The following is a 13,187-nucleotide window of genomic DNA, read 5'->3' as shown; positions in this document are numbered from 1 at the left end:
AACACTCTTAATAAACATATAAAATATTCAAAAATGCTACGGTTATTTAAAACTATATTCTGTGTTCTTTTTGTTTTTTCAACAATAAGCTGTGATGACGATTTCCTTGACGAACTTCCGGAAGATAAGTATACAGAACAGACAGCTTTTAGATCATACGACAATTTTAAAACTTATACGTGGTCTTTATACAATATTTTTTCATCAGGTAGCCATTTACAGCGAATCCAAAACAGTGGATCTGTATATGCCGGTGATGTAGAGGCCAATTATTTGTATAGGCCTAACGGAAGGAATAGATGGGCATGGCAAACTGTGAGTGCCGAAAATGCACCCGGTGGCTGGGATTACTCATATATTAGAACTGTTAATGTTATGCTTGACAACATTGACGGCTCAGATATGACTGAAGCTGAAAAAGAGCATTGGCGTTCGGTGGGACTATTTTTTCGGTCTTATCATTACATGGAATTATTAAGTCGATTTGGAGGAGTTCCATGGATTGAACACGTGGTAAGTGAAGATCAAACAGATATTATCTATGGATCACGTGATTCTCGTGATCTTGTAGCGTCAAATATCTTAAGGGACTTAAAGTATGCCGAAGAGAATATTAAGGTTAAAGGTGATGGAAATAATACTATAAATCAAGACGTTGTTCGTGCTTTACTTTCAAGATTTGGACTTCGCGAAGGTACATGGCGTAAATATCACGGCCTTCAAGATGAAACAACCTATTTACAAGAAGCAGAAAGAGCATCTAGATTACTTATTGACAATTACCCGACAATAAGCGATAACTTTCAGCATCGTTGGTCTACCGAAGACTTAAGTTCATACCCGGGAACAATCTTATATAAAGAATACGCTACAAATGTTATTATGCAGCCTTTTTCCAGGCACGAAAGAGGAGGCGGGCAAACTGTAGAAATGCATGCACGTACTTTAGAGCGTTATTTATGCTCAGACGGAAAGCCTATAGCCACAAGTGATGTTTATGATGGTGATGCCACAATCTATGATGAATTTCGAAATAGAGATCTTAGGTTATTATACCGGGTTTTCCCTCCATATAAAGTAAATAGAATAAATGGCAATAACGTAGATTGGGAGTATACAGATAATCCACAAGATCGTGAATACATAGATTTGATGAATAATTTGGATGAAACTGGAAACAGACCATTCCCTCTTTTAACCTGGCAACCTTTTACAATTGACAGAATGCCTCATATCAAGGGATCAGCAAATTCATTAGCCCCTATGTCCAACTTTTGTGGCTATTATATGAATATGTTTTATAACGTAGCTACCAATGTAACAGGTGGAGCGAGTTTTTCTACTACAGATTCTCCAATTTTTCATATTGAAGAGGTGCTATTAAACTATGCAGAAACTATGTACGAATTAGGTAAATTCAATCAGAATATAGCAGATGTTACCATAAACAAACTACGCCCAAGAGCTGGATTGGAAAATATGATTGTCACAGATATTTCTGATTCTTTTGACCCTAACAGAGATCCTGAAGTTCCTGCAGTCCTATGGGAAATACGTAGAGAACGTATGGTAGAGTTAATGGGAGAAGGTTTTGGTTTTAATGATATACGACGTTGGAAAAAAGCCGACTATTTTATAAACCAGCAACCTTTGGGTGTTAGAATACCTAAGGATGGTAACCCAGGCTCATTAAAATGGGTAGAATCAGGAAAAGATGCAGGTCGCCTCTACCGGGTTGATGATGTTTTAGAACTGGGCTTAGGCTGGCAAGAACATTATTATCTCTATCCTGTTCCTTTAAAACAAAGAAGTCTTAATCCTGATTTGGAGCAGAATCCACTTTGGGAATAATCCTAAAGTAATATTTACAAATTTATATAGAAGAAAAAAATGAAATTAAAAATTTTATATACACTAGCATTAGCCTTATTTTATTCTTGTTCAGAAGATTACGCTACTAACATTAAACAAGAAAGCGATGTTGAAAGTACAACTATTGATAATGAATGGAGTGATAATCCATACAAGCTTAATATAGTTTATTTTGTTCCCAATGATATGTCTCCGGTACCAGATTATGAATCGCGTATAGAAGAAATTATATTTGATGCCCAGGATTTTTTTGCCAGTAACTTAGATAGAGCAGGTTTTGGTAGAACTTCTTTTGGTTTAGACATTAAAAGTGATGGTAAATTAAATATTATAACTGTTCCAGGGCAGCAAGGAAAAAATGCCTATCCATATAGCGGTGGTGGCGGTGTAATTGTTAATGAGTTGAACACGTATTTTAATGAGAACCCAGAGGAGAAGAAAAGCGAACATACCCTTGTGCTTCTTCCATCTACCTCAGGTGATCCATTAAATCCCGGAGGTGTTCCATTTTATGGATACGGAAGGTATTGTTTTGCATTAGATTATGAATATTTAGATAAACAATATTTGGGAGAAGATAGTAATTTAGGAAACCTGGCAACTAAATGGATAGGCGGATTAGTTCACGAGTTAGGCCACGGTCTTAACGCACCTCACAATATTGGTAGAAAGACCGTAAAGTCTACATTAGGCACAGCTTTAATGGGAACGGGAAATGGCACCTATGGAAAAAGCCCCACATTTATCACAGCCGCACATGCGGCAGTTTTTGCCAACTCTCAAACATTTAGTTCAGACACAAGATCTGACTGGTATTCTAAGGAAACTGCTAATATTTCTAATTTAAAAGGGAAAGTTGAAAACAATAAAATAATAATTTCCGGTAATTTTACGTCCAGCGGAACGGTTGCTACTATCAATGTCTGGCACGATCCATATCCTGCCACAGCTAATAATGAAGATTATGATGCTTTATCGTTTACATCAAAACCTGTTGGGCAGGATAGTTTATATATTGAAAGCCCACTAGACGATTTTCACAAATTAGATGGACAATATCAGTTAAGAATTGGGTTCATCCATGAAAATGGTTCAAGGGTTATTAGAGCTTATGAATATGAATTTGTAAATAATGTTCCTAATATAGAAGTTATAAATACTAAAAACTTAATAGACCGGTCCTCCTGGTCTATTGTTGAAGCCGATAGTGAAGAAGATAATGGTCCTGCTTCCGGGATGTTAGACGGAGATTTGTCTTCCTTTTGGCACACCCAATGGAAAAGTACATTACCAGGACATCCACATCATTTTGTATTAGACATGGGTGCTGAAACAACTGTAAAAGGTTTTGCTTTCGAAAACAGGTCTGGCCTAAATGGAACTATTAAAGATTTTGAAATGTTTAAAAGTAACGATGGTGAAAACTGGACTAGTTTGGGGACCTATAGCTTAGCTCGAGTTCAAAACATACAGTACATAGACCTTCCCTCAGTACAGTCTTTTAGATATATGAAATTAGTTACCCAGAATTCGCATGGAGATTTTGACTATACACATTTGGCAGAAATTCATGCTTATAATAATTAGCAAATTACTTCATGGCAATTCCAGTGAAATCGTTTAACTATATTTTACTGGAATAAAGTCCTTGAAGTCTAATTCAATAGAACGGATAGTTTAGGAAAAAACAAGAAAATTTCAACACCCTCCAATAATTATCGGAAGGTGTTGAAATTTTGATTATCAAGACATCGGATAAAAATCATTTAAATCAATCTATGAAAACTAAAATTTTAAAATTCATCGTCAGTAGTACCTGGGCACTGGTCTTTTTTAATGTCCTGGTGATTCAGGCTCAAAATAATAAATCACAGGATGTTAATAAACCCAATGTAATTTATATCATGGCCGATGATTTAGGGGAGGGACTCCTCTCTTATTATGGTCAAAAATATTTTACCACCCCCAATATAGATAAGCTGGCAGGGCAAGGAGTTGTATTTAACAATTCCTATTCCAGTACTTTTTGCGCCCCTTCAAGGGCTACTTTTCTTACCGGATATAATGACTGCCGGGAAAATAAATATGTGCTCACTTCCGGGAAAGGGTATAAAGAATCTGCGACCGATGCAACCAAGGACGAAGCAATTCAAGAGGCAATCAATTCCGCTATTGGTAAAGAGCCAGATGTTGTATATCTACCTCAAATTTTTAAAGAAGCAGATTATGTTACAGGGCAAATAGGCAAATTAGACTATGGTTTTTTAACCACTGCCAAACAAATGGATAATCATGGATGGGATTACCATTATGGCTACTACGATCATACCCAGGCGCACGGATTTTATCCCATGTTTTTACATGAAAATGGTAAACGAATCTCCATCCCGGGAAACACCCACCCGGATGCCGCAAAAACCGGGGAATCTGGATCTGATGAATCTCAGGAAAGAGACCGTTGGAACTTAAATGGTAAAACGGTCTATTCACAAGACCTATTCTTAAATAAAATGTTGAAGTTTATTAGAGATAATAAAGAGAAACCTTTCTTTTTATATCATTCAACACAACTCCCTCACGGCCCTGTAGCCATACCCGCTATTCATCCCGAGGTAGCCTTTAATGATTCACTTACCCAAATAGAAAAAGCCTACGCATCTATGGTAAAAAGATTAGACGATGACTTAGGGGTTATTTTAAATGAGCTGGAAGCCCTGGGAATCGCAAATAATACAATGATCGTATTTTCATCAGATAATGGCCATGAACTTTATTATAATTACGAAGGAAGAACAGCAAAGCCATATAAGAACATAAAAACCGATGAGCCTTTTAACAATATTACCGATAAATTCTATAGTGAAATTGGAGGCGATGTTTTTAATGGCAATAAAGGCCAGGCCGGTCTTAAACGCAGTAATTGGAATGGTGGCGTTAAAGTACCATTATTTTTCTATTGGCCAGAAAAATTAAAATCGGGTACAGAATCTCAAAAGCTTGTTGCGAACTACGATTTTATGACAACAATGGCAGATATGCTTGATGTTAAACTTAAAGAAAACAAAGATGGCGTTTCTTATCTTAATGAGTTAATGCCTGGCAATCCAGGAAAAGCTGAAAAACATAATTCTATAGCCTTTGCTTCTTTTATGGGACCTGCTTTAATTACAAAAGACGGATGGAAGCTTAGATACTTTGCTCCCAAAAAAATATTCCAATTATATTATCTCCCTGATGACTTTAAGGAAACTAAAGACCTTGCAAAACAGTATCCTGAAAAAGTAGAAGTTTTAAAAGCAGAGTTGATTCAAAAATGTGATGGAGACTTAATAAATGGTACGGTGAGCTATGGAAGAAACTTCACCTTTATAAGATAATCTGAATGTAAGCTTTAATAAAATAAGTCCAATATCATAAGAAGATAACTATAGGGTTTGAGAAAATGACTATCAGGGCTAAGAAATAGCGCAGCCTATCTCTTAGCCCCTTATCTTAATTAAAGAGTAAAAAATAAATTATGAACAAAAATTTAAAAAAGGTTTTGTTTGCATCAGCAATTCTGTTTTGTATTAGTTTAGAGGTACAATCACAGAATAATACAATTCAAAAGGCAAACAATCATCTATTGGAGTTTAGTAATCTGGCTAAAACCTGGGATGAGGGTATTCCGCTTGGGAATGGGCATATAGGTGCACTTATTTGGCAAAAAGATAATCATTTAAGGATGTCTTTAGATAATGTTTATCTGTGGGACCTAAGGCCAATGGAAAATTTAAATAGTCCGGAATTTAAGTTCTCCTGGGTTTACCAAAAATGGAAATCCAAACAATATAAAGAAGTACAAGAAAAATTTGATGTTCCATACGACAGGGCCCCAGCTCCCTCTAAAATACCAGGAGCTGCATTAGAGTTTAATGTAAAGCCTTTTGGCGATGTCAAGAACGTGAGTCTCTCACTGGATAATGCACAAAGCAATGTAAAATGGGACTCAGGTATAGAGTTCTCCTCTTTTGTTCATGCGTCTAAAAATGAAGGTTGGTTTAAGTTTAAAGGAGTAGATAAAGACTTTGAACCTATGTTGATCCCACCGGTTTATGATAAAGGATCAGATAGCGATGCATCTCCAGTTACAGGGCAGGACTTGCGTAGACTTGGCTATTCTAATGGAGAACTAATAAAACGCAAAAACCAGGTAACATATATTCAGGAGGGCTGGGATGATTTTAAGTATAAAGTTCAGGTGGTGTGGACTTATGTAAATAAAACCATGATTGGAAAATGGACTATTAGCACTAACTTAAAAAATGAAAATGACTTATTTCAAAATGACGATGCTATGTCGAAAATTAAAAATGAAATAAGTTATGATAAAGCATTAGAGCAGCATTCCAAATGGTGGGAGAATTTCTGGAACAAATCGTCTATACAACTGCCAGATGAAATTTTAGAAAATCAGTGGTATATGGAGCAATACAAATTTGGATCTGCAGCCAGATCAGGAACACCTCCTATTTCACTTCAGGCCGTATGGACTGCCGATAATGGAAAACTTCCACCATGGAAAGGAGATTTCCACCATGACTTAAATACACAATTAAGCTATTGGTCTGCTTATTCTGGTAATCATCTTGATTTGGAAATAGGCTTTTTAGAGTGGTTGGTAGCGAATAAAAAAACCTTTAAAGAGTATACAAAAACATATTTTGAATCTGATGGATTAGCAGTTCCAGGGGTTACCACTTTAACAGGTGAGCCTATGGGAGGATGGATACAGTATGCTTTTGGACCAACAGTTTCAGGCTGGTTAGGGCAACACTTTTACCTGCATTGGCGATATTCAATGGATAGAGATTTTTTAGAGGAAAAAGCCTACCCCTGGATTAGAGACGTTGCTATTTTATTTCAGGATATCTCTATTAAAGATGAATCAGGTTTACGGAAATTACCGATTAGCTCAAGCCCAGAAATACGTAACAACTCTAGAGATGCCTGGTTTAGCGAAACTACTAATTTTGATTTAGCCAATATTCGTTGGACCTATGAAAAAGCGGCAGAACTGGCCCAGGAATTGGGAAAGGATAAAGAAGCTAAGAAATGGAAAGAACAACTTGAAGAATGGCCCTATTTTGCTATTGATGAGCAAAGTGGAATAATGCTAGCCCCTGATAGTGCATATAACCAATCTCATAGGCACTTATCGCATTTAATGGCTTTTCATCCTTATGGACTTATTGATTATTCAAAAGGAAATGAAGATAAACAAATAGTAGATAATACCTTAAACCAATTACTTGATGTAGGGACAGATTACTATACAGGATATTCGTTTAGTTGGTTAGGTAATTTACAGGCACGTGCTTTTGATGGAGAAGGAGCAGCAAAAACATTACGAATTTTTGCTGAAAACTTCACATTACCAAACTCTTTCCACGTTAATGGTGAACAGTTCAATAGAGGATATTCTAAGTTTAAATATCGCCCATTCACTTTAGAAGGTAACTTCGCCTTTGCGGCGGGTATTCAGGGAATGTTAATTCAAAGCCATACCGGAACCATAAGAATATTCCCGGCGGTTCCAGAGAGTTGGAAAAACATTAGTTTTCAAAAATTAAGAACAGAAGGAGCCTTTTTAATTTCTGCCAGTAAAAAAGAAGGAAAAGTAGATAAAATAATTATTTCTTCTGAAAAAGGAGGCGTTTTAAAACTCTTAAAACCTTTTAATAGCAAAACATTTAAAATTAACTCAGATTATGAGGTTAAAAATGGTATTATTATCATTGATACTAAACCCGGTCAGGAAATAACAATCAAAAATTAATTCAAGGTATAAAAACAGTACTTGTTACAACATAAGTGGTCGAAAGAAATTTCGACCATTTATGTTTTTAAAATATTTACAAGGACTTGATCCATTCCAATAGTTATACTATAGTGGGTTAAAAAAATAATATAAAAAAAGCATTAAATCAATTACCATGGATCGCAGAAAATATATAAAGACCATTTCTTTAGGAGCTATAGCGCCCGCTTTTATCCCAGGTGCCCTAAATTTAGAAAAATTTTGGGGTAAGCCACAAGAGGTTATATTCAGAAGTAATTGGGAGAATTGGCCAGACATAAAATGGGTTGGTCCTGAATACTGGGGAAATAGACTACAGGATTGGCAATTAAAAGATGCTAAAGCAATCTGTAAGGTAAAAGCAAAAAACCGTAGTCTACACCTATTAACTTTACAAAAACCTGATACCCCGGAAACATTTCAAACCCAGGTTAACATTCATTTACCTGAAGCCGGATTTCAAATGGGGGAAGGCTCTTGTATAGGAATGCGATTGGGCGCTAAAGGTCGTTTTGAAGATTACCGCTCTTCAGCAGTTTTTGGGCAGGGTGTTGATATTGGTCTTTCCGCCGCTGGTGATATTAAAGTGGGAGATACTTTAATCCCCACCTCATTAGAATCCTGGCCTAAAGAACTAAACCTAAAAATAAAAGCCTTAGCTCAAAATAATAAGTACCTTTTAGAAATTACACTTAAAGATTTAGCCACCGGCAATAAACTTTTTTCTGATAAAAGCATAAACTTGCCTTCACAATCGCTGGCAGGTAATTTTGCTCTTCTGTCCCATATTGAAAGTACAGAAAGCACTTCTCAAGACTTTGTGGCTTTTGCAGATTGGGAGATTTCTTCTGAAAAACTTCAATCAAAAAAAACTCAGTTATTTGGCCCTATTTGTTTTGCACAATATACACTTCACAATCAGAAATTAAAGCTAACGGCCCAGTGTACTCCTTTTGAAGCTATTGACGGAAACCAAGTATACCTGGAATTTTTTAAAGACGGACAATGGCAAAGGGAGCAATCTACAAAATTACCTGAAGTTGGAAGTAGTTTTAAAGCTTCCAGCCGTGCCATAAATTTTGTAGTCCCAAAATGGGAATTTAAGGAAGCTATACCTTATCGCGTAGTAGCCGAAATTCCCTTAAAAAATGAAACGATTAGATATGAATACAAAGGAACAATTGCCCAGGAGCCTAAACAAAAAGAAGAAGTAAAAGCGGCTGTTTTTAGCTGCAATTTTGATTATGGTTTTCCCGATAATGATGTGGTAAGCAATATGGGGCTTTTAAACCCGGATATTATAATGTTTTTGGGAGATCAATTTTATGAAGGCACCGGAGGCTTTGGTGCTACCTATAACGGAAACCTGGAGGAAACCAGCCTGGATTATCTTAGAAAATGGTATATGTTTGGGTGGTCCTATCGTGAGCTATTTAGGCACAAGCCCTGTGCAATAATACCCGACGACCATGATGTTTATCACGGAAATGTTTGGGGTGAAAGTGGGAAAAATGCCGATACCAGTAAAAACTTTGGAGCTGCTGCCCAGGATTCGGGAGGTTATAAAATGCCGGCAGATTGGGTAAATATGATCCAGTTTACCCAAACCAGCCACCTTCCAGATCCATTTGATCCCACACCGGTAAAGCAAGGCATAAATGTTTATTATACACATTGGAATTATGGCGGAATTAGCTTTGCCATATTGGAAGATCGTAAATTTAAATCGGCTCCAAAAAATGTACTTCCCAAAGAAGCAAAAGTGTGGAACGGCTTTATTACCAATCCCGATTTTGATATAAAAAAGCATAAAAATATAGAAGCTGAATTACTGGGCAAACGTCAGCACAAATTTTTAGAAGATTGGGTTGAGGATTGGGAAAATGGCGCAGAAATGAAAGCTGTCTTATCTCAAACCAACTTTGCTACCGTTGCTACACTACCTAAAAATGAATTGACCGATCAGGTAGTACCATCGCTTGCTATTCCTGAAAATGGGAAATATGTAGAAGGTGATGACTTTACGGTAGATATGGACAGTAATGGTTGGCCGGCCAACAAACGGGATGAAGCTATTACAATTATTAGAAAGGCTTTTGCCTTTCATATAGCGGGAGACCAACATTTGGGATCATTCATTCAATATGGAGTACAAAATCACGGAGATAGCGGCTATGCCTTTGCCGGGCCTGCCTTAAATAATATTTGGCCCAGAAGATTTTGGCCGCCTGTAGATTTCTCTAAACATACTTTTAAAAAACCTTCCTACACCGGCGATTTTATTGATGGTTTTGGAAATAAATTAAGTGTGCTAGCCGTCGCCAATCCGCATAAAAGCACACAAGAACCTAAAATTCTTAGTCAACGGGCAACCGGTTATGGCCTGGTTACTTTTAATAAAGAAAAAAGGACTATTAAAACTGAATGTTGGCCGCGACTTGTTAAACCAACACCCGAAAATCAAAATCCCGGATGGCCAATTACCATTTCCCAGCAAGATAATTATGCTAGAAAAGCTACAGCCTGGTTACCCGAATTGAGATTTAAAACCAACCTAAAACCGGTAATTTCAGTATTTAATGATAAAAATGAATTGATCTATTCCATTAAAATAAATACTAAAAATTTTAAACCCAAAGTTTTTGAAAAAGGAACTTATACCGTAAAAATCTTCTTTTCGAAAGAAATTAAAAGCAAAATTTTTAAAAATATGGTAGCTAAGGAAAATAATACTACTTTTAAACAAATAAATACTTACAAATCTTAAATTAGGCTAAAACTTAGCATATTAAAAAAATTAAGCATGAAATCATTAAAACCTGTCTTTTTACTGAGCTTTATTTTCCTATCAGGAAGCTTGTTTTCCCAGGTGCCGGAAGGTGTTACCCACTCAGGTCAAAATACCGGACAGAAAAAATTCCCCTTAGGTTCTTATATCGAATTAGACAACCCTACCTCTACTCCACTTCAGGAATGGAAAAAAAACAATAAAACCATAGTTGGCTGGGGAGATACCAATAAACGTTATAAAAAAGAAGAGCCTGTTTCAAAAAATACACTTTCCAAAAAAATAGAGCTACAAGCCTGGAGAGGCGAGAAGGTTTCTGCACAATGGGTTGTTTCTGCCGGAAAAAAAGATCTGGATATTTCAGTAGAACTTTCAGATTTACAACATAAATCGACAAAAAGCCGTATTTCAAAAGATAATATTGAAAGCGCATTTGTACGCTATGTTTTAACCGATGAACTTAATAAAGACAGAAAAGGAGCCTGCGGACATCGAAATCCCGCCAACTTCGATTCTACCCTTGTAGCTGATGTGATAGATCATATAAACCCTAATTTAGAAGTAGAGAAAAATACTAGCAGACCGGGGTGGCTGTCTATAAAAGTACCGGAAAATGTAAGTCCCGGTTTGTATTCCGGAACTATAAAAATACGCTCTGCATCAAAAACAATTCAAAAACTTCCAATTTCAATAAATGTAAGTGAGCGCGTGTTGCCCAAACCTAAAGATTGGAATTTTCATTTAGATCTTTGGCAGAACCCCTATGCAGTAGCGCGCTATTATCAAACCAATTTATGGAGTAAGGCACATTTTGATGCCCTTAAAAAAGAAATGACTCCTTATGCCAATGCAGGAGGTAAATCTATAACCGCCAGTATTATTGACCGTCCCTGGGATGGCCAAACCCACGATCCTTTTAATTCTATGGTGCGCTGGACCAAAAAAATGAATGGGGAATGGGAGTTTAATTTTGATGTGTTTGATAAATGGGTGGAGTTTATGATGAATCTTGGTGTAACCAAACAAATTAATGCTTATACCATGATTCCCTGGAAACTTACCTTTGCTTATTTTGATGAAGCTTCCAATAAAACCCAATATCTGGAGACCCAACCCGGTGAGGAACTGTATGAAGAAGTTTGGGTAGCCATGTTATCTTCTTTTTCAAAGCATTTAAAACAAAAAGGCTGGTTTGAAAAAACCTATATCGCTATGGACGAACGCCCTATGGAAACCATGCAGGAAACTATTAAAGTGATTCATAAAGCCGATAAAAATTTTAAAATCTCTTTTGCAGGTGCAAAACATCCTGAACTATATCCTTATGTAGATGATTATTGCCTTAGTATGGAAAGCAGTTTTGCCCCCGAAGTTTTGAAACAAAGAAAGGAATCGGGCAAAATTTCAACCTTTTATACAAGTTGCAGTCATACCGCACCTAACAGTTTTACTTTTAGCGGCCCCGCTGAAACCGAATGGTACGCCTGGTATGCATCGGCCAGTAATTTAGATGGATTCTTACGTTGGGCTTATAATAGCTGGGTATTAGAACCACTACTAGACAGCAGGTTTACTACCTGGGCCGCCGGGGATACCTATTTTATTTACCCTGAAGGAAGAAGTTCTTTGCGATTTGAAAAACTACTGGCGGGAATTCAGTCTTTTGAAAAACTACAGATTCTTAGAGATGAGTTTAAAAAGAACAACAATATAGCGGCCTTAAAAAAACTTGAAGAGATCGAATCTCAATTTACTTTAGAGCATCTTGAAACGGCATCAGCTTCAGAAATTATAAAACAGGCCCGGAAAAAATTTAATTCTCTGTAAAATCATATTCCATGAAAATTAAAATTTTATTTTTAAGCCTGGCTTTATGCTTGTTTAGTGTAGTTAATGGAACTGCACAGAAGGAAAAAAGTACCGAAGTTCGCGTACTTACCTATAACATTCTTCACGGTGCCAATACCAACGGGAATTTTGATCTGGATATTATTGCCGATTTAATCAAAAAAACAAATCCAGATCTTGTTGCCTTGCAGGAAGTAGACTTTAAAACCAACAGGGTAAACAAAAGGGATATCCTTAGCGAGCTTGCCGTTAAAACAGGATTAACTCCTGTATTTATAAAAGCAATGGATTATGATGGCGGTGAATACGGGGAAGGGCTGTTGTCCCGCACTTCATTTATTAAAACCGAAAATGTAAGTCTGCCCCATGCACCTCAAAACGAACCAAAGGCGGCGGGACTTGCCACTCTGGTAACAACTACCGGAGACACCATACAGTTTATTGCCACCCATTTTGACCATTTGGAAGCAGGTAAAGACAGGCTAAAACAAGCCCGGGCCATCCATAAGCTAACCGATAAACTGGAGTACCCAGCAGTACTCGCAGGCGATTTGAACGACATACCTGGAAGCCCAACCATAAATTTATTGGAAGAAAAGTGGCAGGCCTCTTACGATAAAAAAAGTGCTATACCCACCTATCCTTCAAACAAGCCAAATATAAAAATTGATTATGTTATGTTTTACCCGAAAAATAGCTGGGAGCTTGTTGAAACCAAAGTAATTCAGGATAGCATTGCATCCGATCATAATGCGGTATTAAGCGTTTTAAAGCTGCTAAAACCCTAATTATATATAAAGCCGAATCGATTTTTTTAATATTTAAATTCCAATTTCATTT

General features: G+C 36.8%; 7 protein-coding genes. All 7 read left to right on the top strand.

Features of this window, described 5'->3' with window-relative positions:
• Positions 1–33 precede the first annotated feature (33 nt).
• The 7 genes from I6U49_RS08635 (at position 34) to I6U49_RS08605 (ending at position 13,135) form a co-directional block, all read left to right on the top strand.
• Positions 34–1,851, top strand: a complete 1,818-nt coding sequence (locus tag I6U49_RS08635; RefSeq protein WP_198628367.1) for a RagB/SusD family nutrient uptake outer membrane protein — start codon at positions 34–36, stop codon at positions 1,849–1,851.
• A gap of 39 nt (positions 1,852–1,890) precedes the next feature.
• Positions 1,891–3,459: a discoidin domain-containing protein gene (locus tag I6U49_RS08630; protein WP_198628366.1), complete on the top strand. Its 1,569-nt coding sequence runs from the start codon at positions 1,891–1,893 to the stop codon at positions 3,457–3,459.
• A 191-nt stretch (positions 3,460–3,650) separates the two neighbouring features.
• On the top strand, positions 3,651–5,249 hold the full coding sequence (locus I6U49_RS08625) for an arylsulfatase (protein WP_198628365.1): 1,599 nt from the start codon (positions 3,651–3,653) through the stop codon (positions 5,247–5,249).
• A gap of 140 nt (positions 5,250–5,389) precedes the next feature.
• Complete coding sequence (locus I6U49_RS08620; protein ID WP_198628364.1) at positions 5,390–7,690, top strand: glycosyl hydrolase family 95 catalytic domain-containing protein; 2,301 nt, start codon at positions 5,390–5,392, stop codon at positions 7,688–7,690.
• A 157-nt stretch (positions 7,691–7,847) separates the two neighbouring features.
• Positions 7,848–10,478, top strand: coding sequence for an alkaline phosphatase D family protein (locus I6U49_RS08615; RefSeq protein WP_198628363.1), 2,631 nt, complete (start codon positions 7,848–7,850; stop codon positions 10,476–10,478).
• Positions 10,479–10,514: 36 nt separating this feature from the next.
• Positions 10,515–12,326, top strand: a complete 1,812-nt coding sequence (locus tag I6U49_RS08610; protein ID WP_198628362.1) for a DUF4091 domain-containing protein — start codon at positions 10,515–10,517, stop codon at positions 12,324–12,326.
• An 11-nt stretch (positions 12,327–12,337) separates the two neighbouring features.
• Positions 12,338–13,135 (top strand): endonuclease/exonuclease/phosphatase family protein, encoded by a 798-nt coding sequence (locus tag I6U49_RS08605; RefSeq protein WP_198628361.1) that lies wholly within the window; start codon positions 12,338–12,340, stop codon positions 13,133–13,135.
• Positions 13,136–13,187 lie beyond the last annotated feature (52 nt).

The organism is Salegentibacter maritimus (assembly GCF_016236915.1).
Classification (GTDB): Bacteria; Bacteroidota; Bacteroidia; order Flavobacteriales; family Flavobacteriaceae; genus Salegentibacter; species Salegentibacter maritimus.
Note: the sequence above shows the minus strand (reverse complement) of the source record. Positions and strands in the feature narration are given on the sequence as shown.